Annotated in this window: 27 protein-coding genes, 2 tRNA genes and 2 rRNA genes (1 of these 31 running past the window's edge); 22 read left to right on the top strand and 9 right to left on the bottom strand. The window is 59.2% G+C overall.

Annotation, left to right across the window (positions count from 1 at the left end):
* The 3 genes from Q1A34_RS07025 to Q1A34_RS07015 all read left to right on the top strand — a co-directional run.
* A 23S ribosomal RNA gene (locus Q1A34_RS07025) occupies window positions 1-1,609 on the top strand (it extends 1,764 nt beyond the left edge of the window).
* Window positions 1,610-1,692: 83 nt separating this feature from the next.
* Window positions 1,693-1,807 (top strand): 5S ribosomal RNA (rrf, locus tag Q1A34_RS07020).
* Between the two features lie 74 nt (window positions 1,808-1,881).
* A tRNA-Met gene (locus Q1A34_RS07015) sits at window positions 1,882-1,958 on the top strand.
* Here the strand turns inward: Q1A34_RS07015 and Q1A34_RS07010 are convergent.
* On the bottom strand, window positions 1,915-2,814 hold the full coding sequence (locus Q1A34_RS07010; RefSeq protein ID WP_300034075.1) for a recombinase family protein: 900 nt from the start codon (window positions 2,812-2,814) through the stop codon (window positions 1,915-1,917). The genes Q1A34_RS07015 and Q1A34_RS07010 overlap by 44 nt on opposite strands.
* A 249-nt stretch (window positions 2,815-3,063) precedes the next feature.
* Here Q1A34_RS07010 and Q1A34_RS07005 point away from each other — a divergent pair, with 249 nt between their 5' ends.
* Complete coding sequence (locus tag Q1A34_RS07005) at window positions 3,064-3,588, top strand: DinB family protein (protein ID WP_300032462.1); 525 nt, start codon at window positions 3,064-3,066, stop codon at window positions 3,586-3,588.
* Window positions 3,589-3,732: 144 nt separating this feature from the next.
* Here the strand turns inward: Q1A34_RS07005 and Q1A34_RS07000 are convergent.
* Both Q1A34_RS07000 and Q1A34_RS06995 read right to left on the bottom strand, forming a co-directional pair.
* Window positions 3,733-3,808: transfer RNA gene (locus Q1A34_RS07000), tRNA-Ala, on the bottom strand.
* A gap of 92 nt (window positions 3,809-3,900) precedes the next feature.
* On the bottom strand, window positions 3,901-4,233 hold the full coding sequence (locus tag Q1A34_RS06995) for a TIGR02300 family protein (protein WP_300032460.1): 333 nt from the start codon (window positions 4,231-4,233) through the stop codon (window positions 3,901-3,903).
* Window positions 4,234-4,345: 112 nt separating this feature from the next.
* Between Q1A34_RS06995 and Q1A34_RS06990 the strand changes: the two genes are divergently transcribed.
* Window positions 4,346-5,053, top strand: a complete 708-nt coding sequence (locus tag Q1A34_RS06990; protein WP_300032458.1) for a SprT family zinc-dependent metalloprotease — start codon at window positions 4,346-4,348, stop codon at window positions 5,051-5,053.
* A 31-nt stretch (window positions 5,054-5,084) separates the two neighbouring features.
* A complete protein-coding gene (locus Q1A34_RS06985; RefSeq protein WP_300032456.1) occupies window positions 5,085-5,735 on the top strand; it encodes a GntR family transcriptional regulator in 651 nt (216 codons plus the stop codon).
* 19 nt (window positions 5,736-5,754) lie between these two features.
* Here Q1A34_RS06985 and Q1A34_RS06980 read toward each other — a convergent pair whose 3' ends face one another.
* The 4 genes from Q1A34_RS06980 to Q1A34_RS06965 form a co-directional block, all read right to left on the bottom strand.
* Window positions 5,755-6,717 (bottom strand): acetyl-CoA carboxylase carboxyltransferase subunit alpha, encoded by a 963-nt coding sequence (locus Q1A34_RS06980; RefSeq protein WP_300032454.1) that lies wholly within the window; start codon window positions 6,715-6,717, stop codon window positions 5,755-5,757.
* Between the two features lie 59 nt (window positions 6,718-6,776).
* Window positions 6,777-7,373, bottom strand: coding sequence for a LysE family translocator (locus Q1A34_RS06975; protein ID WP_300032452.1), 597 nt, complete (start codon window positions 7,371-7,373; stop codon window positions 6,777-6,779).
* Window positions 7,374-7,492: 119 nt separating this feature from the next.
* Window positions 7,493-7,963 (bottom strand): DUF302 domain-containing protein, encoded by a 471-nt coding sequence (locus Q1A34_RS06970; protein ID WP_300032450.1) that lies wholly within the window; start codon window positions 7,961-7,963, stop codon window positions 7,493-7,495.
* Between the two features lie 69 nt (window positions 7,964-8,032).
* Window positions 8,033-8,989, bottom strand: coding sequence for an L-malyl-CoA/beta-methylmalyl-CoA lyase (locus tag Q1A34_RS06965; protein WP_300032448.1), 957 nt, complete (start codon window positions 8,987-8,989; stop codon window positions 8,033-8,035).
* Window positions 8,990-9,241: 252 nt separating this feature from the next.
* Here Q1A34_RS06965 and dgcN point away from each other — a divergent pair, with 252 nt between their 5' ends.
* The 7 genes from dgcN (at window position 9,242) to Q1A34_RS06930 (ending at window position 16,162) form a co-directional block, all read left to right on the top strand.
* Window positions 9,242-10,243, top strand: a complete 1,002-nt coding sequence (gene dgcN / locus Q1A34_RS06960; RefSeq protein WP_300032446.1) for an N-acetyltransferase DgcN — start codon at window positions 9,242-9,244, stop codon at window positions 10,241-10,243.
* Between the two features lie 62 nt (window positions 10,244-10,305).
* Window positions 10,306-11,271: an N-acetyl-D-Glu racemase DgcA gene (dgcA, locus tag Q1A34_RS06955; protein ID WP_300032444.1), complete on the top strand. Its 966-nt coding sequence runs from the start codon at window positions 10,306-10,308 to the stop codon at window positions 11,269-11,271.
* A gap of 4 nt (window positions 11,272-11,275) precedes the next feature.
* Window positions 11,276-11,917 (top strand): exonuclease, encoded by a 642-nt coding sequence (locus Q1A34_RS06950; RefSeq protein ID WP_300032443.1) that lies wholly within the window; start codon window positions 11,276-11,278, stop codon window positions 11,915-11,917.
* Between the two features lie 53 nt (window positions 11,918-11,970).
* Window positions 11,971-12,831 carry a D-amino-acid transaminase gene (locus tag Q1A34_RS06945; protein WP_300032442.1) on the top strand — a complete coding sequence of 287 codons (861 nt, stop codon included), beginning with the start codon at window positions 11,971-11,973 and terminating at the stop codon, window positions 12,829-12,831.
* Window positions 12,832-12,834: 3 nt separating this feature from the next.
* Complete coding sequence (locus Q1A34_RS06940) at window positions 12,835-13,311, top strand: MaoC family dehydratase (RefSeq protein ID WP_366942829.1); 477 nt, start codon at window positions 12,835-12,837, stop codon at window positions 13,309-13,311.
* A 62-nt stretch (window positions 13,312-13,373) separates the two neighbouring features.
* Complete coding sequence (locus Q1A34_RS06935) at window positions 13,374-13,877, top strand: aggregation factor core (protein ID WP_300032440.1); 504 nt, start codon at window positions 13,374-13,376, stop codon at window positions 13,875-13,877.
* A gap of 158 nt (window positions 13,878-14,035) precedes the next feature.
* A complete protein-coding gene (locus Q1A34_RS06930; protein WP_300032438.1) occupies window positions 14,036-16,162 on the top strand; it encodes a sterol desaturase family protein in 2,127 nt (708 codons plus the stop codon).
* Here the strand turns inward: Q1A34_RS06930 and Q1A34_RS06925 are convergent, their stop codons facing one another.
* On the bottom strand, window positions 16,163-16,474 hold the full coding sequence (locus Q1A34_RS06925; protein WP_300032436.1) for a DUF1244 domain-containing protein: 312 nt from the start codon (window positions 16,472-16,474) through the stop codon (window positions 16,163-16,165).
* Between the two features lie 214 nt (window positions 16,475-16,688).
* Here Q1A34_RS06925 and pyk point away from each other — a divergent pair, with 214 nt between their 5' ends.
* The 8 genes from pyk to Q1A34_RS06885 all read left to right on the top strand — a co-directional run bounded on the left by pyk (window position 16,689) and on the right by Q1A34_RS06885 (window position 22,094).
* On the top strand, window positions 16,689-18,137 hold the full coding sequence (gene pyk / locus Q1A34_RS06920) for a pyruvate kinase (protein WP_300032434.1): 1,449 nt from the start codon (window positions 16,689-16,691) through the stop codon (window positions 18,135-18,137).
* A 34-nt stretch (window positions 18,138-18,171) separates the two neighbouring features.
* Window positions 18,172-18,396: a hypothetical protein gene (locus Q1A34_RS06915; protein ID WP_300032432.1), complete on the top strand. Its 225-nt coding sequence runs from the start codon at window positions 18,172-18,174 to the stop codon at window positions 18,394-18,396.
* A gap of 128 nt (window positions 18,397-18,524) precedes the next feature.
* Entirely contained in the window at window positions 18,525-18,725 is a 201-nt protein-coding gene (gene rpmI, locus Q1A34_RS06910; protein ID WP_300032430.1) for a 50S ribosomal protein L35, read from the top strand.
* 11 nt (window positions 18,726-18,736) lie between these two features.
* Window positions 18,737-19,102 carry a 50S ribosomal protein L20 gene (gene rplT, locus Q1A34_RS06905; RefSeq protein ID WP_219504822.1) on the top strand — a complete coding sequence of 122 codons (366 nt, stop codon included), beginning with the start codon at window positions 18,737-18,739 and terminating at the stop codon, window positions 19,100-19,102.
* A gap of 119 nt (window positions 19,103-19,221) precedes the next feature.
* On the top strand, window positions 19,222-19,626 hold the full coding sequence (locus Q1A34_RS06900) for a rhodanese-like domain-containing protein (protein ID WP_300032428.1): 405 nt from the start codon (window positions 19,222-19,224) through the stop codon (window positions 19,624-19,626).
* 111 nt (window positions 19,627-19,737) lie between these two features.
* Window positions 19,738-20,547 carry an ABC transporter substrate-binding protein gene (locus tag Q1A34_RS06895; RefSeq protein WP_300032426.1) on the top strand — a complete coding sequence of 270 codons (810 nt, stop codon included), beginning with the start codon at window positions 19,738-19,740 and terminating at the stop codon, window positions 20,545-20,547.
* A 4-nt stretch (window positions 20,548-20,551) separates the two neighbouring features.
* Complete coding sequence (locus tag Q1A34_RS06890; RefSeq protein ID WP_300032424.1) at window positions 20,552-21,361, top strand: amino acid ABC transporter permease; 810 nt, start codon at window positions 20,552-20,554, stop codon at window positions 21,359-21,361.
* A complete protein-coding gene (locus Q1A34_RS06885; RefSeq protein WP_300032422.1) occupies window positions 21,348-22,094 on the top strand; it encodes an amino acid ABC transporter ATP-binding protein in 747 nt (248 codons plus the stop codon). Before Q1A34_RS06890 ends, Q1A34_RS06885 begins: the two co-directional genes overlap by 14 nt.
* A gap of 115 nt (window positions 22,095-22,209) precedes the next feature.
* Here Q1A34_RS06885 and Q1A34_RS06880 read toward each other — a convergent pair whose 3' ends face one another.
* The gene (locus Q1A34_RS06880) at window positions 22,210-23,109 is read right to left on the bottom strand and encodes a LacI family DNA-binding transcriptional regulator (RefSeq protein WP_300032420.1); all 900 of its coding nucleotides are present in this window, start codon (window positions 23,107-23,109) and stop codon (window positions 22,210-22,212) included.
* A gap of 413 nt (window positions 23,110-23,522) precedes the next feature.
* On the opposite strand from Q1A34_RS06880, the gene pheS reads away from it, so the two are divergent.
* A complete protein-coding gene (gene pheS, locus Q1A34_RS06875; RefSeq protein WP_300032418.1) occupies window positions 23,523-24,596 on the top strand; it encodes a phenylalanine--tRNA ligase subunit alpha in 1,074 nt (357 codons plus the stop codon).
* Window positions 24,597-24,673: the final 77 nt, after the last annotated feature.

Genomic DNA, 24,673 nt, shown 5'->3' with positions numbered 1-24,673 from the left:
TGTGATATAACTCCATGTGTCCTTACCGGTTTCGACCGGATTGGACACAAGGAGTTTTCTGTGAAGCCGGCGCGTGAGCGATCCGGTGGAGAGATCACTAGTGAGAATGATGACATGAGTAGCGACAAAGAGTGTGAGAGACACTCTCGCCGAAAGTCCAAGGGTTCCTGCTTAAAGCTAATCTGAGCAGGGTAAGCCGACCCCTAAGGCGAGGCCGAAAGGCGTAGTCGATGGGAACCAGGTTAATATTCCTGGGCCAGATGGAAGTGACGGATCTCGAGGGTAGTTCATCCTTATTGGATTGAATGGGCTGCTTAGAGGTTCCTGGAAATAGCTCCATCATAAGATCGTACCCTAAACCGACACAGGTGGACTGGTAGAGAATACCAAGGCGCTTGAGAGAACTATGTTGAAGGAACTCGGCAAAATACCTCCGTAAGTTCGCGAGAAGGAGGCCCAGTTTCTACGCAAGTATTGGCTGGGGGCACAAACCAGGGGGTGGCGACTGTTTATTAAAAACACAGGGCTCTGCGAAGTCGCAAGACGACGTATAGGGTCTGACGCCTGCCCGGTGCCTGAAGGTTAAAAGGAGGGGTGAGAGCTCTGAATTGAAGCCCAGGTAAACGGCGGCCGTAACTATAACGGTCCTAAGGTAGCGAAATTCCTTGTCGGGTAAGTTCCGACCTGCACGAATGGCGTAACGACTTCCCCGCTGTCTCCAACATAGACTCAGCGAAATTGAATTACCTGTCAAGATGCAGGTTTCCCGCGGTTAGACGGAAAGACCCCGTGCACCTTTACTACAACTTCACACTGGCATTAGGCCGAACATGTGCAGGATAGGTGGTGGGCTTTGAAGCGTGAACGCCAGTTTGCGTGGAGCCACCCTTGAGATACCACCCTTGTTCTGCTTGATGTCTAACCGCGGTCCGTTATCCGGATCCGGGACCCTGTGTGGTGGGTAGTTTGACTGGGGCGGTCGCCTCCTAAAGCGTAACGGAGGCGCGCGAAGGTTGGCTCAGAGCGGTCGGAAATCGCTCGTTGAGTGCAATGGCAGAAGCCAGCCTGACTGCGAGACTGACAAGTCGAGCAGAGTCGAAAGACGGCCATAGTGATCCGGTGGTCCCGAGTGGAAGGGCCATCGCTCAACGGATAAAAGGTACGCCGGGGATAACAGGCTGATACTGCCCAAGAGTCCATATCGACGGCAGTGTTTGGCACCTCGATGTCGGCTCATCTCATCCTGGGGCTGGAGCAGGTCCCAAGGGTACGGCTGTTCGCCGTTTAAAGAGGTACGTGAGCTGGGTTTAGAACGTCGTGAGACAGTTCGGTCCCTATCTTCCGTGGGTGTAGGATACTTGAGAGGAGTTGCCCCTAGTACGAGAGGACCGGGGTGAACGATCCACTGGTGGACCTGTTGTTGCGCCAGCAGCAGTGCAGGGTAGCTATGATCGGAAAGGATAACCGCTGAAGGCATCTAAGCGGGAAGCCCCCCTCAAAACAAGGTATCCCTGAGGGCCGAGGTAGACCACCTCGTCGATAGGCCAGAGATGTAAGCACAGCAATGTGTTCAGTTGACTGGTACTAATTGCCCGATAGGCTTGATTTGATCCAGTAGAAGAGAGATTTTCTAATAGGCTCAAAAGCATACACAACACAGTCGTACGTGACTTGGACAGAGGTTTTTCATGGTTTGGTGGTCATAGCGCAAGCAAAACACCCAGCCCCATCCCGAACCTGGCAGTTAAGTGCTGTAGCGCCGATGGTACTGCGTCTTAAGGCGTGGGAGAGTAGGTCACCGCCAAACCTAGTAAAACCTCTGTTCCGTATCTCTCTTTCGATGCGCCTCATATCAGATCTGACCTGAGGCAGCGCAATTGGCGCGGGATGGAGCAGCCCGGTAGCTCGTCAGGCTCATAACCTGAAGGTCGTAGGTTCAAATCCTACTCCCGCAACCAATTTAACCTCCGAAGCGCCCTCTGGGGCGCTTTGGTCGTTTTGGACAAGCCCTAACGCGGCCTTGTGTGCTTCGAGTACAGCGTTTGTTAGTTGCGACTTGGACTTCGTTTCGTCTGACAGAGCCAGTATTCCAGCCAGACTGCCGTGAAGATCAGACACAAGACGGTTTTCGCTGTCGTCAGGTGTCAGTACGATCTTCTCGATGAGGGATCGAACAGCATCAATCGCTTCGGCGCGATGCTCTTGCGAATTTAGTGTTTCTATCAGTTGCCCCACTTGGACACGATATCTGTGCGACATGTTTGGATGTAGGAGCGGAGGCGGTTCCTCAACGTCCTCCAACAAGGCTTCAAGTTCCACCCTGCGGTTTTCCAAAGCGTGCATTCTGTCCTTGATGGGCGCGACAGGCGCGCCGTCACAGATGGCGTCAACCATTTGCGACAGCTTATTCTTTGTCCGTTCGTGTTCTGCCCTGAACTGATTCAACGCGGCGTCATGTTCGCTGCGGAGCTTGTTCATGTGTTTTGTATACTCTTCACAAAATACAGCGCAGAGCTCTGGGTCCATTAAGTGCTCTTCAAGGGCGCTGAGAACGCCAGCTTCGAGTTTCTCACGGTGGATGCCCTTCCGGTTGGAGCAGATGCCTGTGTTGCGGGCGCTAGAGCAGCCCATGTGCGTTTGCGAGATCATCGAGTATACTGCTGCAATATCTTGTTGATCACGTGATACACGATTCAGTGCCTCAGAGACCACCTCATCAAATTTGCCCGCTGCCGCGTCCTGCATGAGCATCTGGATGCCAGGACGCGTAAGGGAAGCCCCTGATACCGCATAGTGTGTGACGTCAGCGCCGATCGGACAAATTTAGGTGTTTGAGCAACGGAGGATTTCTGGTTCATCGAAGCCATTATGGAGCGAAGATGAACAAGAAATCCGGAACATCGAAAGACGCCGCTGACAAGTTGGTCAGGGGCATCAAGCGCTAGACCCGCAAGCACTACTCGGCCGAGGAAAAGATCAGGATTGTCCTGGCGCGCCAGTAAGGCGTTTTCACGCAAGTGCCCCCGGACCATCCCACCAAAACAGCTAAAGGAGCCTTAGAAGATGATCTCAGCCAATTACTGCCGTTTCATGGCGCGTTATAACGCCTGGCAGAATACCTCGCTGCTCAGCGCAGCAGATGAACTTTCCGACGCGGCCCGCCAGAAAGACCGGGGCGCATTTTTCCGATCGATAGCGGCGACGCTGAACCACCTTTACTGGGCCGACGCTCTGATACTGAACCGTTTGAAGGGGAACGCGCGACCGGAGGAGACTATCAGGCACTCGCTGACCAGCCCGTCGGTCTGGAGCGACTATAAAACCCTGCGGATGGAACGTGACGCCGAAATCGAGGCGTGGGCAGACCTGCTGGTCGATGCAGATCTGGCGGGCGTGGCCGTCTGGTATCCGGGCGATGGCTCAACCCGCATTGAGAAACCAAAAAGCCTTTGTGCTGCCGAGCTTTTCAATCACCAGACACACCACCGCGGACAGGTCCATGCAATGCTGACAGCCGCCGGTGCAGAGCCCGGACCAACCAATCTGTCAGCGATGCCGCAGGTGCCCCCGAATGCCCGTAACCGGTGAGACGAATAGACGTGCAGACAGAGCTCTCCGCGGCTGTCAGCCCCGCGGGAAAGGATGGGTTTCGCCTGTGTGATCGACAAGGTTGCGCACCATCTCTGCGGCACGAGCAGTGCCATGCGCAGCGAAAGGATCGGTGGGGGGATTTGGTGGAGCCTAGCGGGATCGAACCGCTGACCTCCTGCATGCCATGCAGGCGCTCTCCCAGCTGAGCTAAGGCCCCATCGTGGACATATGTCCGGTGCGCCGCTGAATAGGCGCATCGCGGGGCGGGATCAAGCGTAAAAATGACCCGCCGCGCGACTTGTTGCAAAATCAGCTGTCGTCATCCTCGGAGGCGACGTCGGCGATTTCGTCGAGCGGGACGCTGTCATCATCATCCTCGTCGTCGTCCAGGATATCATCGCCCAGATCCACATCGACGTCCTCGTCGTCATCGTCCAGAACAACTTCGTCATCGGCTTTGGCCGCTTTGGCCTTCGCAGTCGCGGCATCCTCGGCGTCGGCGGCAATCATGCGCGACTTGGAGTTGTCAATCTCGACTACTTCACCAGAGTAGGGACTGATGACCGGATTTGCGTTCAGGTCATAAAACCGCTTGCCAGTAGTGGGGCAGAGGCGCTTGGTTCCCCATTCTTCCTTGGGCATGAAAAACCCCCTTTGCATTTGTGGTTCATGTATAGATGATTCCGGCCAAGTGCCATATGCAACGGGGGCTGTAAAGGCCTGCCGGACAGGGCAGGAGATCAGGAGCCCGATAATGTCCCAGATTACACTGCCGGGCGATCCGCCGATTCCCGTTGTCCTGCGCCGTTCGGCGCGGGCGCGACGCATTTCGCTGCGGGTGTCACAGCTGGACGGCCGGGTCACACTGACCCTGCCGCGGCGTGTGTCAGAGCGCGAGGCGTTGTCCTTTGCCCGGGAAAAACAGTCGTGGATTCGCAGGCACCTGGAGGCGCGGGGTGAGGATGTGCAGATCGGCCCGGGCAGTGTAATTCCCATAGCGGGCGAGCCGCATGAAATCCGCAGCGGCAGTGGACGGCGTGTCGTGTTCACAGAAGGTCAGGTGCGTGTACCCGGAGACCCGGAGCGCATCGGACGCAGGCTGGCGGGGCATCTGCGCGAACTGGCTCGCGTGCGGCTGGCAGAGGCCTCGGATTTCTATGCAGAGCGGCTGGGCAGGCCCTACAGCGCAATCACCCTGCGGGATACACGCTCGCGCTGGGGGTCGTGCACGTCGGAGGGCCGGCTGATGTATTCCTGGCGTCTGATCATGGCCCCCCCGGGGGTGCTGGAGTATGTCGCGGCCCATGAAGTGGCGCATCTGGCTCAGATGAATCACTCTGCCGCTTTCTGGGCAGGGGTGGAGCGCATCTATGGCGAGTATGACGCACCGCGCCGCTGGCTGCGCACCTCTGGCGGGGAATTGCACCGGTACCGTTTCACGGACAAGGGCCGCACTTCTTGACGGGCTTTGATTTTGTGATCACAAACGATGCATGATACTGAACCAGCGCCCACCCGATGCCGCCCCTGCCGCCCACGACCGGGTGTACCGCGTATTGCGCGCGCGTATCATGCAGGGCGAGCTGCCGCCCGGGCAGGCGCTGACCCTGCGCGGGATCGGACGGGAGTTTGGCGTATCCATGACACCCGCGCGCGAATCTGCGCGGCGTCTGGTGGCAGAGGGCGCGCTGACCATGTCGACCTCCGGGCGTATCTCGACGCCGGAGCTGAGCAACGAGCGGATCGAGGAGCTGGCAGCCCTGCGGGCCCTGATCGAGGTGGAGCTGGCCAGCCGGGCGCTGCCGCGTGCGCATATGGCGCTGATCGAGCGGTTGCAGACCATCAATACAGCGGTGGCAGAGGCCGTCGCGCACCGGGACGCCGTCAGCTATATCCGGACCAATCTGGAATTTCACCGTACACTCTATCTGCGTGCTCAGGCCCCGGCCATGCTGGCGATGGCAGAGACTGTCTGGCTGCAGCTGGGCCCGACCATGCGGGCGCTTTATGGGAAACTGCGCAAAACCGAGCCGCCTCAGTTTCACCGTCTGATCATTGCTGCGTTACGTGCGGGGGATGAGCCCGGACTGCGGCTGGCTGTCCGGTCTGATGTCACGCAGGGTCTGCGCATGCTGGCCAGCTAGAACGCGGGCCGCAGCGGGATCAGGCCGCGAGGCCCTGTTTGCCCAGATCGAGGAATTTTCTGCGGCGATCCGCAATCAGCGCCGCAGGATCCTTTTCTGACAGACCGTCCAGCATGTCGCCGATCGCGTTGCCTACGGATTTGATGGCAACCAGTGGATCGCGGTGCGCACCGCCCAGCGGTTCGGTGATGATACGGTCAATGACGGCGAGCTGTTTGAGATCCTGCGCGGTCAACCGCAAAGCCTCGGCCGCTTCGCGCATTTTCTCGGCGTCTTTCCACAGGATCGAGGCACAGCCCTCCGGGCTGATCACTGAATACACGGAATGCTCCAGCATTGCGACGCGGTTTGCCGTGGCAAAGGCCACAGCGCCGCCCGAGCCGCCTTCGCCGATGATGACAGACACCAGCGGCACGCCGATCTGAAGGCATTTCTCGGTGGCGCGGGCGATGGCTTCGGACTGGCCGCGTTCCTCGGCCCCTTTGCCAGGGTAGGCGCCCGGTGTGTCCACAAGGGTGACAACAGGCAGGCCAAAGCGGTGTGCGAGATCCATCAGGCGGATGGCTTTGCGGTATCCTTCGGGGCGGGCCATGCCGAAATTCCGTTCGATCCGCGAGCGCGTATCGTTGCCTTTCTCGTGGCCGATGACCATGACCGGTTTTCCGTCGAACCGCGCCAGACCGCCCATGACGGCGTGATCGTCGGCAAAGTTACGGTCGCCTGCAAGCGGCGTGTAATCAGAGAAAAGCGCGTCGATATAATCCTGGCAATGCGGACGCTCGGGGTGACGGGCAACCTGGCATTTGCGCCAGGGTGTCAGGGATTTATAGAGATCCTCGAGCATGGCGCGGGCTTTGACATCAAGTGCCCCGGCCTCGTCCGAGACATCCATGCTCTCGTCCGAGCGGGCCAGGGCCCTCAGTTCCTCTGCCTTGCCTTCGATTTCGGCCAGGGGTTTTTCAAAGTCCATGTACTGGGTCATTCGGGTCTCCGCATCAGACCCCTGTTATATGGCGGGCATTCACGGGCAATGCAACGGCCTCAGCCCGGACGCAGCACCGGCCAGAGAGACGCAAGCAGCAGGGCGGCCATGATGCGGTTAAAGATGCGCAGGCGTGTCGGGCTGGTGAGCAGGCGTGCCACCTGCTGGCCCAGGACTGTCCACAGAGTAATTGCAGGCAGGTTCACCAGGCAGAACACAAGGGCGACAGTGACAAAAGATGCAAGCGCAGCATCCGGCGCATAAACTGTCAGCGCCGTCAGGGCCATTGCCCAGGCCTTGGGGTTGACCCATTGAAAAGCCGCGGCCTGCAGGAATGTCATAGGGCGGCCCGTGACCGTCTGGTCGGCAACGGGAGCCGCTGTTGCAATTTTCCAGGCCAGCCAGGTCATATAGATGACTGCCAGCACCCGGAGTATCGTGAAGCTGATCGGAAAGGCATCAAAAATCTGCATCAGTCCCGCACCCACCAGGATGATCATAACGGCAAAGCCGACCGAGATGCCCAGCATATGCGGCACAGAGCGCAGAAAGCCGTAGTTGGCCCCGGAAGCCATCAGCATCAGGTTATTGGGCCCGGGGGTTGCCGAGCTGACAAAGGCAAAGGTGGCCAGGGCAAGAAGGATGTCAGTGGTCATGGCGGTGGTTCCGGATCATGTCCGGGACTTTGTCTGCCGCCGCCGCAGGATTTGCAAGCACGGTCGCGCTGTCAGATTTTATGCCTCCGGCGGGGATATTTCAGGCCAGAAGAAACCGGCTATTGTGTTGCTGTCTGGCCGATGGCTGCGAATTTTTCATCCAGTTCGGCAGCGAGAGCGCGCAGCTCTGCGCCGCCTTCGTCGAAGTAGGGTGCGAAGACGAAGCCCGGTGTTTTCCAGGACAGGGTGGCTGTGCCGTCTGTTTCCTCTGTCACGTAAAAGCGGATCGGGGCCTCGATCATCGCGGCGGTGGAGGCCGCCAGTACGCGCACGGCAAAATCATTGTTAAAGACACCCACAACACGGTTTTCGGGAATGGTGATCCCCCTTTTGCGGGCTGTGGCGGTGGGGCCGGCCTGGGTCACCACGCCCATTTTGTGTGCTTTGACGGCTGCCCGCAGGTTTTTCAGCAGGTCTGCATGAGTCTGGCCGGTTTCGATGACGACCCAGCCATCGCGTAGCGCAATGTCACCGGCCAGGGCGGTTGAGAGGCTCAGAAATATGGCAGTCAGGGCAGCGGTAAGGCGCATCGGGCAGTCCTTTTCATGGGTCTGCCCTATTGAGACACGTGATCCTGTACCTGCCAAATCAAAGTTGCGTCAGCCAGAGATCATTTCGGACTGGCGCACGATGACCTCGGCCTGTTTGATCGAGGCAATGTCAACGAGACGGCCTTTGTAGACTGTCGCACCTTCGCCGTTGGCCTTGGCCTGTTCCATTGCCGCCAGAATTTCACGGGCCTCGGTCACGGCTTCCTGTGAGGGGGTGAAGACTTCATTGGCAATCGCAACCTGTTTGGGATGGATTGCCCATTTTCCGACCATCCCCAGAGTGGCAGAGCGCCTTGCCTGGGCGCGGAAGCCGTCGTCGTCAGAGAAATCACCAAAAGGCCCGTCTACCGGCAGCACGCCATGGGTGCGGCAGGCTGCAACGATGGCGGCCTGAGCCCAGTGCCAGGGGTCTGACCAGTGTTTCTGGCCTTCGCGGATCATATAATAGTTTTCCTGGGTGCCTCCGATGCCGGTGGTTGCCATGCCCATGGAGGCCGCGAAATCTGCTGCGCCGAGGCTCATGGCTGCAAGGCGCGGGGAACTGGCAGCGATTTCCCCGACATGTGCAATGCCGGCGGCGGATTCGATAATGACCTCGAAAGTGATTTTTTTGCTGCGTCCTTTCGCGGTTTCGATTGCGGTGACCAGGGCATCAACCGCATAGACATCTGCCGCGCATCCGACCTTGGGGATCATGATCTGGTCGAGGCGGTCTCCGGCCTGTTCGAGCAGGTCCACGACGTCGCGGTACCACCACGGCGTGTCCAGGCCGTTGATCCGAACAGAAAGGGTTTTACTGCCCCAGTCGATGTCCGAAATCGCAGCGATTATGTTTTTCCGTGCGCTGTCTTTGTCGGTGGGGGCAACGCTGTCCTCCAGATCCAGGTTGATCACGTCGGCCGCTGACGCGGCCATTTTCTCAAAGATTGCCGGACGCGAGCCCGGGCCGAAAAGCTGGCAGCGGTTTGGACGGGCAGGAGGAGTCGGTTGGATGCGGAAGCTCATGCGGATCCCTTGGGTAATAAAATTGCGATTGCGTTGCTGTGGTTGGTATTAAATTGCGCAGTATGCTGCAAGTGCATTTTGCATCCGCAGCAATTCAGTCGGCGTTGCCTGAGGTATGCGGGCGCTGAAAAATTCATCAATCCGGAGAATTGTTCGAAGAAAATTGCGCATAAGCCGTTAATGTCGCTGTTTTCACGAAGTCTTTGCGGCCTGTTTGGGTGAAATTGCGGCAAATCTGACGGAGGCTAAATCATGATCCAGACACCTTACCTTTTGTTCCTTGGAGACGCGCCTGACCAGCTGGCGGCCAAGGTCGCCCAGGGCATCCGGGACTGGCGTCCGGAAAACGCTGTCGGCCAGTTCCGGCTGCCGGGCTGTGGCGCGGATATGGGCCTGACGGACATGACACTGGAAGAGGGCCTGAAGGCCGGCGCAAAAACGCTGGTGATCGGCGTGGCCAACCGGGGTGGTGTGATCTCGGACGAATGGAAAGTGGTTTTGGTTAAAGCGCTGCAGATGGGTTATGACCTGGCCGCTGGTCTGCACAACCTGCTGCGCAACGAAGACGAGCTGCAGGCGGCGGCCAAGGTCAACGGCATGACCCTGCATGATGTGCGTGTGCCGTCCGTTGCCTATCCGATTGCCAACGGACAGAAACGCACCGGCAAACGTGTGCTGGCGATCGGGACTGATTGTTCCTGCGGGAAAATGTACACCGCGATGTCGATGGACGCCGAAATGGTCAAACGCGGCCTGAAGTCCGATTTCCGCGCGACCGGCCAGACGGGTATTCTGATCACCGGCAAAGGCGTGCCGCTTGATGCTGTGATCGCGGACTTTATGGCCGGTGCGGTTGAGTATCTGACACCGGACAATGACGCGGATCACTGGGACCACATTGAGGGCCAGGGCAGCCTGTTCCACGTGTCTTATTCCGGTGTGACCATGGCGCTTATTCACGGCGGGCAGCCGGATGCGCTGGTGCTTTGCCACGAACCCACGCGGACGCACATGCGGGGCCTGCCGCAATTCAGCCTGCCGAGCCTGGAGCAGCTGCGGGACACAGCGCTGCCGATTGCCCGTGTCGCCAACCCGGCCTGTCAGGTGACCGGCGTTTCGGTAAACACCAAGGCGCTGGATGAAGCCGCGGCCAAAGCCTGTCTGCAGGAGATTGAGGACCGGATGAACCTGCCGGCGACTGACCCCTTCCGGTTTGGTGCCGGTAAGCTGGTGGATGCACTGCTGGAGATGTAAAAGCCGCTGCGCGGCGGTATGATGCCTCCGGCGGGGATATTTATGGCCAGAAGAGAGCAGCGATGCAGATTGAAGTAACACGCGACGTATTCCGGCTGGCGCAGGTTTTTACCATCAGCCGGGGATCACGGACCGAGGCAAAGGTGCTGACGGTCCGGATCAGCGACGGGGGCGTAACCGGTGTAGGCGAATGTGTTCCTTACGCGCGGTATGACGAGACGCTGGACAGTGTGACGGCCGAGATTGAAGGGCTGCCGGAGGCGTTTACGCGCTCTGATCTCTTCGATCTTCTGCCCGCAGGGGCGGCCCGCAATGCGGTTGACTGTGCCTTGTGGGATCTGGAAGCGAAACGGGCGGGAAAACGGGTCTGGGACCTTGCCGGTCTGCCCGCACCCGGCCCTGAGATCACGGCCTATACGCTGTCGCTGGATTCGCCGGAGAAAATGCGAGCGCAGGCTGCCGAGAATGCCTTTCGCCCGCTTTTGAAGATCAAGCTGGGTACACCCGATGATATGCCAAGGCTGGAGGCTGTGCGGGCCGGGGCACCTGAGGCAAAGATTATTATTGATGCCAATGAGGGCTGGAGTGCTGCCGTCTATGCGGATCTGGCGCCGCACCTTGTCCGTCTGGGCGTGAGCCTCGTGGAACAGCCGCTGCCCGCAGGCGAAGATGAAGCGCTCATTGGCATGGAGCGGCCGGTGCCGGTCTGTGCTGATGAGAGCTGTCATGACCGCGCAAGCCTGCCCGGTTTGAAGGGCAAATACGATGTGATCAACATCAAGCTCGACAAGACCGGCGGGCTGACTGAAGCACTTGCGTTGCGGGCAGAGGGACTGGCGCTGGGGTATGATGTGATGGTGGGTTGTATGGTCGGCTCCAGCCTTGCGATGGCCCCCGCGACTTTGCTGGCCCAGGGCGCTCTGGTCACAGATCTCGATGGCCCGTTGTTGCTGGCCGAGGATCGTGAAACGCCTCTTTTGTTCGATGAGGCGGGCGTGCACCCGCCTGATGCGGCGCTTTGGGGATAGGCTGATGGAAACGGTCGTTGTTTATGACTGCGAGTTTCTGACAGCGCCCGGCGCGCCGCAGCGGTTCTGGTGCGGGCCGGATGATCCCGATCCGCTGACCATTCAGATTGGTGCCGTGCGGCTGGACCTCTCTGCACCCTTTGCCGTCTCTGACCCGGTGGGCTGGTACGTACGCCCGGTGGACCGTGATGGTCAGCTGGTGCCGCTGCACCCGCTGGTCACGCAGCTGACAGGGATCAGTGCGGCAATGATTGAGGCCGAAGGGCTGGATCTGGGTGAGGCTCTTGCGCGGCTGGATGACTTTTCGGAAGGTGCGCCGCTGCTGGCCTGGGGCAAGGATGAGCTGCTTACCCTGGCCGCACATCTGTTTGTAACCGGCACGCAAAGTCCGATCCCGGCGACGCGGTTTCGCAGTGCTGTGCCATTGCTGGTGCGTGCAGGTGAGCCGGTGGAAAGGGTTCAGACCCTGCGCAGCCATACCATCTGTGCGCATTTCGGTCTGCCGCCTGCGGGGGTTGCCCATGATGCGCGCGGGGACGCGCAGTCTGTGGCTGCGGTTCTGCAACACCTGCTTGCAACCGGACGGCTGACCGCCCTAGATGTGATGGAATTCTGTGGTCAGAGCCCAGACGGGCCGACCAGTTAACCAAAGCGCCCGACAGCTGATTTACGGGCAGGACGAATGGCAGGGAGAAAACGATGCGCACGGTATATCTGAACGGCGACTACATGCCCGAGAATGAGGCGCAAGTCTCCATCTTTGACCGTGGCTTTCTGATGGCGGATGGCGTCTATGAGGTGACGTCGGTTCTGGGTGGCAAGCTCATCGATTTTGACGGTCACGCGGTGCGGCTGCAACGGTCGCTGGACGCGCTGGAGATGCAAAGCCCGATCAGTAAAGAGGACCTGCTGGAGGTGCACCGCGAGTTGGTGCGCGCGAACGGGATCGACGAAGGCATGATTTATCTGCAGATCACGCGCGGTGCGCCGGGCGACCGGGATTTCGTGTTCCCTGATCCGGAGACGACGCCACCGACAATTGTGCTCTTTACCCAGAACAAGCCCGGCCTGGCCAACAGCCCGGCGGCACAGAAGGGTATGAAGGTCATAAGCATCGAGGACATCCGCTGGGGGCGTCGCGATATCAAAACAGTGCAGCTGCTCTATCCGTCGATGGGTAAGATGATGGCCAAAAAGGCCGGTGCCGACGACGCCTGGATGATCGAGGATGGCTATGTCACCGAGGGCACCAGCAACAACGCCTATATCGTCAGGGGCAATAAGATCATCACGCGTGCCCTGAGCAACGATATCCTGCATGGGATCACCCGTGCGGCTGTCCTGCGGTTCGCGCAGGAGGCACAGATGGAAGTCGAAGAACGCAACTTTACCATCGACGAGGCAAAAGAGGCGGATGAGGCCTTTATCACTTCGGCCAGCACTTTCGTCATGCCAGTGGTACAGATCGACGATGCTGTTCTGGGCGCGGGCGTGCCTGGGCGTGTCGCGCCGCGTCTGCGGGAGATTTACCTTGAGGAAAGCATCAAAGCGGCGGTCTGAACGCTGTCTGGTCCGATCCGCAAAGGTAGCAGCCTGACGCGTCATGCGCTTGGCGCGCTGACGGGCGGCGACATCGGTTGTTCCGACTGGATCCGTGTCGGTCAGGATCGTATCAGCGGATTTGCAGAGGTCACAGAGGACAGGCAGGGCATTCACCTGGACCCGGATGCGGGGCGGGCGGCCGGGTTTGATGGCACCGTTGCACACGGATTCCTCACGCTTTCGATGCTCTCGGCCTTTGCCTATGACGCTGTGCCAGGCGTTGAGGGTCAGACCGCATCAGTGAATTACGGCTTTGACCGCATTCGTTTTACAGCGCCTGTGCCGGCAGGTGCAGAAATCCGCGGGCGCTTTGTGCTGTCAGACTTTGAGGAGCGTTCCGACGGGTCACTGATGCTGGTGCTGGGCGTCACAGTTGAGGTCCGCGGGCAGGACGCGCCGGCGCTGCGCGCGGAATGGCGCATTCTCATCCTTTTCTGATCTGCCCTTGAAGCGGGTGGCACGGGCACCATGTCCTGCGACAGACAGCAAAGGACCAGTCCATGTACAAAGCAACCCTGACCGTCCTCATACTCAGCGCGCAGACTGCAGCTGCGGATATCTCCGTGCGGTTTGTCGAAAGTGCACCGAAAGACCGGTTCGTGATCGAAAACACGGGTGCATGTGCGCTGAAATCAGCGGCGATTACGCTGGATATGGCCGGTTCAGCCGGTGGTCTGATCTTTGACGTCACCGGCAGCGGTGCAGGGGTGGAGGTGTTTCAGCCCTTTGACCTCGTTGCAGGGGCGGAAGCTCTGACGGAGCTGCCGCTGGTGCAGGACGGTGACAGCGCGCTGTCGCTGAGTGTCGGAACACTCGAGCCCGGCGGTCAGATCGCCTTTACCATCGATGTGGATGACACCTCAGAAGCGCGGGGCATCATGGTGTCCGGCGCCGAGATCACAGGTGCGGCAGTGCGTGTCACCGAAGGCGCCGACACGCGCTCAGCCGCGTTTGACGCCGGTGCCACGGCGACGGTTGCGGCAGGAGCCTGCGCATCCACCTGAGCGCGTTACAGAGCAGGTCTGAAGCCAGAATCACCTTTCCGGGCACTGCGGATGCCCCGATACTGGTATGAGATCCTGGCTATTTTCGCCTGAACAGCCCTATTGTTGACAGAATCCGGGTGTATCCGGCCGCCTGAGAACACTCAGGGGTGCCACCCATGGATACCGTTTTGGGGTACTTTCGGTACCTGCTGAATATCTTTTTCAACATGAATGAGCGGTTCGCGCTCTTTTACATCTGCTGCACGGTGTTACTGGCGTTTGCCGTCTGGTGCTGGCGTGGCCGGCCCGGGTCCTTCCTGACATGGCTGGTGCCGGCAAAGATCTATCTGCATCGCTCGAACCTTCTGGACATAAAGCTGTTTCTCGCGGTGCGCTGCATTGCGTTTTTCGGCGTACTGGGAAGCCTGTTTTTCCCCACGGCAGTAGCCTATTTTGTCTTGTCCTGGTTGTCCGAGAGCTTTTCTGGCGGGTTCAGTCAGCCGCCGGTGACCTGGGGGCGCAGTCTGATCGCGACGATCGTGATCGTTATGGCGTCGGATTTCTGCAAGTACTGGGCGCACCGGCTTCATCACGAGTGGAAAGTGCTCTGGCCCTTTCATGCGGTGCATCACTCTGCTGATGTTCTGACCCCGCTTACTGTGCAGCGGGTGCATCCCATCGAACCGATCATCCGCAATCTGTTTATTAGCGTGCTTGTTGGTATCGTGCAGGGCGTACTGCTCTACGCGCTGATCGGCAAAATTGATCTGGTCACGCTGGGCGGTGCAAACGCGATGTATGTGGTGTTCAACGCGCTTGGCGCCAATCTGCGCCACAGTCATATCTGGCTGAGCTATGGCCGTGTCATGGAACATATTTTTATCTCGCCGGCACAACATCAGGTCCACCATTCTGTCGCCCTTGAGCATCACGACAAGAATTACGGTTCGATGTTCGCCATCTGGGACTGGATGTTCGGCACATTGTATGTGCCCGAAAAAATGGAACACATCACCTATGGGGTTTCTGATGGTACGGGCAAGCCGGTACCCCAGCCCTATGTGACGCTGCGCGATGCCATGATCAAACCGTTTATCGAGGCATGGCAGGCTTTCAGGCAACAGCAGTCAGAGCGCGCAGCCCGCCGCGCAGCGATGCCGCCCGTGGTCATGTCGCAGGGGTTTTCGATCTGGCTGGATTTTCTGCGGGCCGCTGCCGCGCTGGCGGTCCTGTTTGGCCATATGGCGCATATCCGTTTCACGCGCGGGGACTATTACATTCTGCGCGAAATCAATATCGCCAGCGACTCTGTGATCGTGTTCTTCGTATTGTCAGGTGTGGTGATCTCCTATGCCGCCACCCGCGACGGCACGTTGGAGCGTTTTGCATTTAACCGGCTGACCCGCCTCTGGTCCGTCGTGCTGCCGGCACTGGTGCTGACGGTCATCTTCGATACCATTGGGACCGGCATAAGGATGGAGGCCTATCCTGCAGGTTATTATAACCCGGCACCGGTATCCGAGATGTTCCTTCGGGGTCTGACCTTTACCAATGAGTGGCAGGGACAATGGGACAGGGTTCGGCTGGGGACGAACGGACCACTCTGGTCGCTGAGCTATGAAGTTGGATTTTACATAATGTTTGGCGTGGCATTCTTCCTGCGCGGGGTGCTGCGCTGGGTGTTGCTGGCGCTGCTCGTGCTTCTTGTGGGTCTCCCGATCCTCGCGCTGCTGCCCGCGTGGCTTATGGGCGTTCTGGTCTGGCATGGATCGCGCAGACCTGCCGAGGATACGGCCCTGCCCGCACGTGACTGGGCGCGCGCGGTTCTGAGCGTTGGTGCCCTGATCCTCCTCAGGCTCAATGGTGTGCCGGAACTGCTTTCAGAATTCACCGCGCAGGCGCTGGCACCTGTCAGTCATCATAAGCTGCTGAACTATTCGGATGAAGTCCTGTGGAATTCGATTATCGCGGCCTTTGTGGCACTGCATCTGTCCGGCGTGAAAAACATTGCTGACCGGATGACGATCCGGAGCGAGGGCTGTTCTGTTCAAACCATACGCTGGATCGCCGGTGCCAGTTTCTCGCTTTATGTGATGCACTATCCCACGCTTCATCTGCTCGATGCGACCCTGCCGGAAACGCTGCCGGGGTATGACCTCTGGCTGCTGGGGCTGACACTGCTCGTCTGTTTCGTCTTCGCCGCCCTGTTCGAACGCCCGCTAAAGATATTCAGACGGCTTGCGCATCCGGTCTGGCGCCGGGCCGCAACTCCATTCGCGCGCGTTCCGGCCGCCCCGGTCTGATCAGCCTTTGCCGACGTTTTCTGCAAAAGACTTGTCAAACGCGGCTTTCTGGTCGCCGGTCGCGTCTGTCTGATAGTTCGCTTTCCATTCAGCCATCGTCATGCCGTAGAAGAGCTCTCGCGCCTCGTCCTTGGACAGAGCGATGTTCTTTTCGGCTGCAGCCTCCTGGTACCAGCGCGACAGGCAGTTGCGGCAGAAACCTGCGAGGTTCATCATGTCGATGTTCTGTACATCGGTTCGGTCTTCCATCAGGTGTTTTTGCAATCTGCGGAATGCGGCGGCCTGAAGTTCGATCTCGGTCTGCGTCGGCATGATGATTTCCTTGCTGTTGTGCTGGACAAGGTGGGGATGCTTCCGCGCATGTCAAGCAGCGGGACCTTTGTCATGATGGTGTCACCTCCTGCGGTGCAGGTTCTGCGCTGTTGCGCCCTGCGCCGCGATGCGGCATAAGGCACACAACCCGTTAGCGATAACGGCTGCACAGAACTGCGGCCGGACCGGACAGACGAAAAGGACGACCGCTGGTATGAGACGCACCCGTAATGTAAAAATCGTGGCCACTCTGGGCCCGGCTTCTGACAGCTACGAAATGATCCGCGCGCTGCACGATGCCGGCGCGGATGTATTCCGCCTGAACATGAGCCACGGCAGCCACGAGGAAATCCGCGAGCGTCATGCCATTATCCGCAAGATCGAAGAAGATACGGGCGGCAGCATCTGCATTCTGGCCGATCTTCAGGGCCCCAAACTGCGTGTTGGCGTATTCGCCAGCGACGAAGGTGAGATGCTGGAAGAGGGCGCGAAATTCAGGATGGACCTGGATGAGACGCCAGGCGACAGCACCCGTGTGAACCTGCCGCACCCGGAGATTTTCGCGGCACTTGAGCCGGGCGCCACGCTGCTGGTCAATGACGGTAAAATCCGACTGACTGTGGACGACTGTGGGCCGGATTTTGCAAATTGCACTGTCAAGGCGGGGGGTGTGATTTCCAACCGTAAGGGCGTGAATGTACCGGACGTGGTGCTGCCGCTGGCAGCGCTGTCTGACAAAGACCGCAAGGACCTGGAGTTTGTCTGCGAACTGGGTGTGGACTGGCTGGCGCTGTCTTTTGTGCAGCGGCCCGAGGACGTGCTCGAGGCCTCTGACCTGGCAAATGGCCGGGCGGCGATCCTGTCCAAGATTGAAAAGCCTGCGGCAGTCAGGAATTTTGACGATATTCTTGCCGTGAGTGACGGTATCATGGTGGCACGTGGTGACCTGGGTGTGGAACTGCCGGTGCAGAATGTGCCACCCATTCAGAAACGTCTGGTGCGCAAGTGTCGCGCCGCAGCGCGCCCGGTGATCGTCGCCACCCAGATGATGGAGAGTATGATCGAGAGCCCTGTGCCAACGCGTGCCGAGGTATCGGATGTTGCGACAGCGATTTACGAGGGTGCAGATGCGGTCATGCTGTCGGCGGAATCTGCTGCTGGTGATTACCCGATCGAAGCGGTGACGACCATGAACAACGTGGCCACCGAAGTGGAGCAGGACCCGACGTATCGTCAGATCATCGAAGCCTCGCGCGAGGCCAAGGGCCGCACAATCGCGGATGGTATCGTTTCTGCGGCGCGCGAGATTGCCGAGACGACAAATATCAAAGCCATCTGCTGTTTCTCACAAAGCGGGACAACGGCAGCGCTGGTTGCGCGCGAACGTCCGCGTGTGCCGATCATCGCCATGACTTCTATGGCGCGGACGGCCCGTCGCCTGACCCTGTCCTGGGGGACCAACTGTGTGATCGTCGATCCGCTGGACCGGTTCAAAATGGCTGTCGTACAGTCTGCCCGCGCGGCAACGCGTCAGGGTTACGCGGGCAAAGAGGACATGATCGTTGTCACCGCAGGTGTGCCGTTCAACGTCCCGGGCAGCACGAATATTCTGCGTGTCGCCCCGTGCGACGAACGTTTGATTTTCAACACTGATCCGGAATAAGCTGCCCTGGGGCAAAGGGGAGCTTTCGCACGACATGGACCCGGATCTTGCATTCGTCGCAGGGCTGGTGCTGACAGTTTTTGCAGTGCCGTCGCTGGTTTCTGCACTGTCAGAGCGGCGTCCGCCGCGCGTCGGTGCGATTGCACTTCTGGCCGGTGTCAGCCTCGCCGGCTACGCAATTGCGTCGGTCGAGGGGGGCTATACTGTACAGAGCATCCCCAAGGTTTTTTCGCGCGTGCTCAATCACTACGTTTTCTGAGGAAACGGCGCGGATTCAGGGCTTGCCTTGGCAGCCCTCCCCCCCTATAGAGCAGCCTTCCACCGCGCGACCGGCCAAAGTGGCATGCCGAGTCGTGTGCAAACCGACCCAATACCGAGGAGACGGAAATGCCCAAGATGAAGACGAAATCAAGCGCCAAGAAGCGCTTTAAGGTGACGGCCACTGGCAAGGTCATCGGCGGCCAGGCGGGTAAACGCCACGGCATGATCAAACGGACACGCAAATTCATCCGTAACGCGCGGGGGACAACCGAATTGTCCGCACCCGATGCCAAAATCATCAAGGGCTTTATGCCCTACGACCGCTAAGGAGAGCCGATATGTCCCGAGTTAAAGGTGGTACAGTCACCCACGCCCGTCACAAGAAGGTTATCAAGGCAGCGAAAGGCTATTATGGCCGCCGCAAGAGCACCTTTAAAGTCGCACGCCAGGCCGTCGACAAAGCGAACCAGTACGCGACGCGCGACCGCAAGAACCGCAAGCGCAATTTTCGCGCACTGTGGATCCAGCGGATCAACGCTGCCGTACGCAGCCATGACGAAGCGCTGACATACAGCCGCTTTATCAATGGTCTGAACCTGGCAGGCATCGAAGTGGACCGTAAGGTTCTGGCTGATCTGGCAGTACACGAGCCCGACGCTTTCGGCGCGATCGTGAAGCAGGCGCAGGACGCGCTGGCAGCCTGATCTCTGCATATGAGTATTCAAGGCCGCTCCGGAAACGGGGCGGCTTTTTTCGTTTGGAATGGTTTTTCGCGGGACCGGCAGGCATAGTGGACCCAGCACAGTGAAAAAGGATTGCCTGCATGGCTGCTCTAATCAAGTCGTCCGCCGATATGGTGTCTGATGCCCGCGCCCGTATCGAAGAGATCGAGACAAAGGACCTGATTGCGATGGTCGGGCGCGAAGATGTTCTGATCGTGGATATCCGTGATGTGCGCGAACGTCAGCGCAGCGGTTTTATCCCCGGCAGCTTTCACGCCCCGCGCGGGATGATCGAATTCTGGGTGGATCCCAAAAGCCCGTATTACAAAGACGAATTCGCAGGCGGTAAAAAATATGTGTTTCACTGTGCCTCTGGCTGGCGCTCTGCGCTGACAGTGGCAACGCTGCAGGACATGGGGTTTGAGGCCGCGCATCTGAAAGAAGGGTTTTCAACATGGGAAGAGCAGGGCGGTCCGGTGGAGCGGATGCCGCCCAAAGAAAGCTGAAGACTGCGCCAGAGATGGAGCCTGCCAGTCACGATGTCGCTTCGTGCTTGCGGTCGCGCGGTCCGGGCGCAATAAATTCAGGCAACAGATTTTATCCGGGGAGAAAAAAACATGTGGAAAACAATGGTAACCGCAGGGGTGATGTCGGCCCTTCTGGCAGGTGGCGCTTTCGCCCAGAGCTGTTCTGATGGCAAAACACTGACCGGGGGCAAACTGACCATCGCGACCGGGAACCCTGCTTATTACCCATGGGTGCTGGATGACGCACCCGAGGCGGGAAAAGGGTTCGAGGCCGCCGTTGCTTATGCGCTGGCCGCAGAAATGGGGTTTGAGGCCGCTGATGTGGTCTGGACCCGGACGTCCTTTGATCAGGCGATCCAGCCCGGCGAAAAGGATTTTGATCTGAATATGCAGCAGTTCTCGATCACCGAGGCGCGCGACAAGGTCGTGGATTTCTCTGAACCCTACTACACCGCCCCGATGGCTGTTCTCGTGCGGGGCGCGGATGGTCTGGCGGCGGACATGGGCACGCTCAAGGGTCTGAAGTGGGGCGTTGTCGCCTCGACGACGGCGCTGCCGGTGATCCTCAAGACCATCGCACCCGACAGTAACCCGCTGATCTATGATGATAATGCGAATGTGGTGGAAGCGATGAAGGCCGGCCAGATTGATGCAGCTCTGTTCGATCTGCCGACGGCTCTCTATCTGTCGGCCGTGGTCCTTGATGGCGGCCAGGTACTGGGCCAGTTTCCAGCGGACGAAACGGACAACCCGGACCATTTCGGTGCGCTGATGCCCGAGGGGTCCGCGCTCAAAGAATGCGTTGATGCGGCCCTTGGTGCAATGAAAGCTGATGGCAGTCTGGCCGCGATCGAGGCGGAGTGGCTCCAGGAAGCAACGGGTGTTCCGCTGATCCGGTGATCCGATGAACCGCAGGCAGGCATATGAAGCGGCACAGCGGCGCAGGTCGCTGACCGTTGCGGGTATCAGCACGCTCGCGGTGGTGGCTGCTGTCTTTCTGCTGGTGCCGCTGGCTCCCGGCTGGCCTGCGGTCAGGGCGAGCTTTTTCGATGGCCAGGTTTTTGCGGAGACCTTTCCGACACTGCTGCGCGCCTTTCTGATTGATGTGATGATCTTTGCCTGGTCCGTGCCGCTGATCCTGGGGCTGGGGCTGGCCATAGCCCTTGCGCGCGGAGCGCGGGCGCCGGCGCTTTTTCCGTTGCGGATATTCGGTGCGGTTTACGTGGATATTTTCCGGGGCGTTCCGGTGGTGCTGACCATCTACCTGATCGGCTTTGGTGTACCGGGACTGGGGCTGCCACGGCCCTGGAACAGCCCCTATATCTGGGGCACAGTTGCGCTGGTACTGACCTATTCTGCCTATGTGGCGGAAGTCCTGCGCTCGGGCATTGAAAGCGTGCATGCCAGCCAGCGAAATGCTGCGATCTGCCTTGGCCTGACCGAACGCGACACCATGCGCTATGTCATTCTGCCCCAGGCAATCCGCCGGGTGGTGCCCGCCAATATGAACATGCTTGTGGCACTGCAAAAGGATGTCGCACTTTTGTCCTTTATCGGCCCAGTGGAAATCCTGCGCCAGGCGGGTATCTACAAAAGCCTGCTGGCAAATTTCACACCCTATGTCGTCGCTGCCGTTATCTTCCTGCTCGTTACGGTGCCCGCGACGCGCTATGCCGATTATCTGCTGAACAGGGACCGCGATGCCAGAAGCTAAGCTCTCGCTGCGCGGTGTGAAGAAATCTTTTGACGCCAATCACGTGCTGCGCGGTATCGACCTGGAGGTTGCACCGGGCGAGATGATCTGCCTGATCGGGGCGTCCGGCTCCGGCAAATCCACCCTGTTGCGCTGTATCAACCAGCTTGAGCCGATTGACGAGGGCACTGTGTGGCTGGACGGGCAGGACATTTCAGAGCCCGGGCTGGACCTTGGCCCGGTGCGGCGGCGCATCGGGATTGTGTTCCAGTCATACAACCTGTTTCCGCATATGACGGCGCTGGAGAATGTGCTGCTGGCCCCGCGCCGGGTGCTGAACGAGCAGGGGCAGGGCCTGGAGAAGCGAGCCACAGCGCTCTTTGAGCGGTTTGGTCTGGCGCAGCATATGCGCAAATATCCCGATCAGCTGTCGGGCGGACAACAGCAGCGGGTTGCGGTGATCCGCGCGCTGGCGATGCGCCCCGAGATCATGCTGTTTGATGAGATCACCGCCGCACTTGATCCTGAGCTGGTCGGCGAGGTTCTGGCCGTGCTGCGCCAGTTGCGCGAGGAGGGCATGACAATGCTGCTGGCCACGCATGAAATGGGTTTTGCGCGGGAGCTGGCGGACCGTGTCTGTTTCATGGATGGGGGCGTGATTGTTGAAGAAGGGCCGCCGGAACAGATATTCTCGGCCCCCCGGGTCGCGAGAACACAGAGTTTTCTGCGTTCCGTGCTGCGCCCGACGCTTTAGGCGGCGGGCAGGTTCTCGGCGATAAAGATGTTCACAGCGCAGGCCTGGCTGCCAAAAATTTTGCTGTCCAGCGCGGTGTTCACCGCTTTACGGCCCAGCTCATCGACATCATGGGCTACAACCAGCCTGTAAGTGCCATTGCGCAGGGCAGCACGGCTGGCATCCGAACCTCGTGGCCGATAACCACAGGCTGCGCACCACGCGTTACCCGCAGGGCATCAATCAGATAGGGCTGTCCACCCCCCGCCAGATAGACACCGCGCAGGTTCTGGCGGTCTGACATCAGATTTCGCACGATTGCCGCGGCCTGGGCCGGATCTGCGCCATAGGGGTGGCAGGGCTCGACCGACAAATCCGGGCGGTTGATGGCCAGTGCCTGCTGAAATCCCGATTGCCGGTCCAGCAGGTGGCGAAACTGCGGATGCCCGATCAGCACGGCGACACGGCCCTTTCCCGGCGCGACAAGGCTGGCCATCAGCTGTCCGGCAGTTCTGCCCGCGACGAAGTTATCCTGGCCGACATAAGCAGAACGTCGCGACATCGGCACATCAGATACAATGGTCACAACCCGGATACCCCGGTCTGCCAGATTGTTGATAGCGAGACTGGCTTCGGCATTGTCGACGCCAACGGTGATCACGGCAGTGGTCTGGTTGCTGACAGTGCTCAGGCTTTCCACTATTGTCTCGGGCTTGTAGGGGTCAAAGCCACGAATGCGCAGATCAACCCCTCTGTCCGAGGCAGCTTCGGCGGCAGCATCGATGCCCTTGCGCAGATGCGCGAAAAAAGGGTTGGTGCCTTCGGGTAAAAACACCTCGATCCGTCCGGTCCGGGCCTTTTGATGCAGTACCAGCGAGCTTGGCGCATAGCCCAGCGATGAGATTGCCTGTTCAACCTGCTGGCGCGTATCTTCGCGCACACCGGGCCGGTCATTCAGAACGCGGTCAACGGTCGAGCGCGACAGGCCCGTCAACCGCATCACATCGCTGATACGCATACGCTTGTGGTTTTTCATGTTCCCCCGCACCGGTCTTTCGGGATGGTTGACGGGATGCGCCGCGTCGTCTCCGTTCCCCGATACCTTCTCACCAATAATACCGTGACCCTCTGAGGGGTAAAGACCAGAAAATGAAGTAATTGCATTTCTGTTTGGCGCTATTGTCCGTATTTGTGCGCAAATTGGGTCAGTTTCGCGCCGAATTAAGCTGGTGAGCAGCGCTGGTTTTCGGGCGCTGGAAATTTCTGACACAAATAGCGCATTCTGGTGTATTCATGTCAGCCAGCCTTGTGGAGGTGTCAGGCGCTCCGGGCTGCCTCGAATCCTGAGCCCGTGTCTTTGCGCATCATCCGGACCTGTGAAAATGCCATGCGCCTTGCATTCAGTGTCTATTCTGCTAGCACCGGCCCTGACTGAAGAATGAGGCAGAGATGGACGATCTCAAGCAGAAATACCTGGGTCAGATTGCGGATGCCGCAGACGAGAATGCGCTTGAGGCGATCCGCCTCGCGGCCGTGGGTAAAAAGGGAGAGGTCTCCCTGAAGATGCGCGAACTGGGCAAAATGACCCCGGAGGAACGGCAGACTGCTGGTCCTGCGCTGAATGCTCTGAAAAATGAGATCAATTCGGCTCTCGCGGCCCGCAAGGCGGGGCTTGCCGATGCCGCGCTGGATGAACGGCTCCGTACAGAATGGCTGGACGTGACACTGCCCGTTCGGGCGTCGCGCCAGGGGTCCATTCATCCGGTCAGCCAGGTGACCGAAGAAGTCACGGCAATCTTTGGTGAAATGGGGTTTTCCGTTGCCGAAGGCCCCCGTATTGATACGGACTGGTACAACTTTGACGCGCTGAATATTCCCGGCCACCATCCGGCGCGCGCCGAGATGGACACCTTTTACATGGCGCGGGCCGAGGGCGACAACCGGCCCCCGCATGTTCTCAGAACACACACCTCTCCGGTTCAGATCCGCACGATGGAGGAACGCGGCGCGCCGCTGCGTATTATCTGTCCTGGCGGTGTGTACCGCGCGGACTATGATCAGACCCACACACCGATGTTTCATCAGGTCGAGGGGCTGGCCATCGACAAAGACATCTCGATGGCGAACCTGAAATGGGTGCTGGAAGAGTTCTTTTCGGCCTTTTTCGGTATTGAGGGGATCAAAACCCGGTTTCGCGCGTCGCATTTCCCGTTCACCGAACCCTCGGCAGAAGTCGACATCCAGTGCTCGTGGATCGACGGCCAGTTGCGGATTGGTGAAGGCGACGACTGGATGGAAGTCCTTGGCTCCGGTATGGTGCACCCCAAGGTGCTCAGAGCGGGCGGGATCGACCCGGACGAATGGCAGGGCTTTGCCTTTGGTATGGGGATCGACCGCATTGCCATGCTGAAATATGGCGTTCCGGACCTGCGGGCATTCTTTGACAGTGACCTGCGCTGGCTGCGCCACTATGGGTTCTCCAGCCTGGACCAGCCGACCCTGCATGGTGGTCTGAACCGCTGATCGTTTCCGCGTAAACCAGTGTCGCAATCTGACCAGTGCCGCCTGATATGCTGTGCCAGTCTGGGCAAGCAGACGTG

The organism is uncultured Roseobacter sp., from assembly GCF_947491795.1.
Taxonomy (GTDB): Bacteria; Pseudomonadota; Alphaproteobacteria; order Rhodobacterales; family Rhodobacteraceae; genus Roseobacter.
Note: the sequence above shows the minus strand (reverse complement) of the source record. Positions and strands in the feature narration are given on the sequence as shown.

Bases quoted from the DNA above. Each gene is read 5' to 3' on its own strand.
- Q1A34_RS07005 (WP_300032462.1), top strand. From the start codon at position 3,064: ATGATCTCAGCCAATTACTGCCGTTTCATGGCGCGTTATAACGCCTGG.
- Q1A34_RS06995 (WP_300032460.1), bottom strand. From the start codon at position 4,233: ATGCCCAAGGAAGAATGGGGAACCAAGCGCCTCTGCCCCACTACTGGC.
- Q1A34_RS06990 (WP_300032458.1), top strand. From the start codon at position 4,346: ATGTCCCAGATTACACTGCCGGGCGATCCGCCGATTCCCGTTGTCCTG.
- Q1A34_RS06985 (WP_300032456.1), top strand. From the start codon at position 5,085: ATGATACTGAACCAGCGCCCACCCGATGCCGCCCCTGCCGCCCACGAC.
- Q1A34_RS06980 (WP_300032454.1), bottom strand. From the start codon at position 6,717: ATGACCCAGTACATGGACTTTGAAAAACCCCTGGCCGAAATCGAAGGC.
- Q1A34_RS06975 (WP_300032452.1), bottom strand. From the start codon at position 7,373: ATGACCACTGACATCCTTCTTGCCCTGGCCACCTTTGCCTTTGTCAGC.
- Q1A34_RS06970 (WP_300032450.1), bottom strand. From the start codon at position 7,963: ATGCGCCTTACCGCTGCCCTGACTGCCATATTTCTGAGCCTCTCAACC.
- Q1A34_RS06965 (WP_300032448.1), bottom strand. From the start codon at position 8,989: ATGAGCTTCCGCATCCAACCGACTCCTCCTGCCCGTCCAAACCGCTGC.
- dgcN (WP_300032446.1), top strand. From the start codon at position 9,242: ATGATCCAGACACCTTACCTTTTGTTCCTTGGAGACGCGCCTGACCAG.
- dgcA (WP_300032444.1), top strand. From the start codon at position 10,306: ATGCAGATTGAAGTAACACGCGACGTATTCCGGCTGGCGCAGGTTTTT.
- Q1A34_RS06950 (WP_300032443.1), top strand. From the start codon at position 11,276: ATGGAAACGGTCGTTGTTTATGACTGCGAGTTTCTGACAGCGCCCGGC.
- Q1A34_RS06945 (WP_300032442.1), top strand. From the start codon at position 11,971: ATGCGCACGGTATATCTGAACGGCGACTACATGCCCGAGAATGAGGCG.
- Q1A34_RS06935 (WP_300032440.1), top strand. From the start codon at position 13,374: ATGTACAAAGCAACCCTGACCGTCCTCATACTCAGCGCGCAGACTGCA.
- Q1A34_RS06930 (WP_300032438.1), top strand. From the start codon at position 14,036: ATGGATACCGTTTTGGGGTACTTTCGGTACCTGCTGAATATCTTTTTC.
- Q1A34_RS06925 (WP_300032436.1), bottom strand. From the start codon at position 16,474: ATGCCGACGCAGACCGAGATCGAACTTCAGGCCGCCGCATTCCGCAGA.
- pyk (WP_300032434.1), top strand. From the start codon at position 16,689: ATGAGACGCACCCGTAATGTAAAAATCGTGGCCACTCTGGGCCCGGCT.
- Q1A34_RS06915 (WP_300032432.1), top strand. From the start codon at position 18,172: ATGGACCCGGATCTTGCATTCGTCGCAGGGCTGGTGCTGACAGTTTTT.
- rpmI (WP_300032430.1), top strand. From the start codon at position 18,525: ATGCCCAAGATGAAGACGAAATCAAGCGCCAAGAAGCGCTTTAAGGTG.
- rplT (WP_219504822.1), top strand. From the start codon at position 18,737: ATGTCCCGAGTTAAAGGTGGTACAGTCACCCACGCCCGTCACAAGAAG.
- Q1A34_RS06900 (WP_300032428.1), top strand. From the start codon at position 19,222: ATGGCTGCTCTAATCAAGTCGTCCGCCGATATGGTGTCTGATGCCCGC.
- Q1A34_RS06895 (WP_300032426.1), top strand. From the start codon at position 19,738: ATGTGGAAAACAATGGTAACCGCAGGGGTGATGTCGGCCCTTCTGGCA.
- Q1A34_RS06890 (WP_300032424.1), top strand. From the start codon at position 20,552: ATGAACCGCAGGCAGGCATATGAAGCGGCACAGCGGCGCAGGTCGCTG.
- Q1A34_RS06885 (WP_300032422.1), top strand. From the start codon at position 21,348: ATGCCAGAAGCTAAGCTCTCGCTGCGCGGTGTGAAGAAATCTTTTGAC.
- Q1A34_RS06880 (WP_300032420.1), bottom strand. From the start codon at position 23,109: ATGAAAAACCACAAGCGTATGCGTATCAGCGATGTGATGCGGTTGACG.
- pheS (WP_300032418.1), top strand. From the start codon at position 23,523: ATGGACGATCTCAAGCAGAAATACCTGGGTCAGATTGCGGATGCCGCA.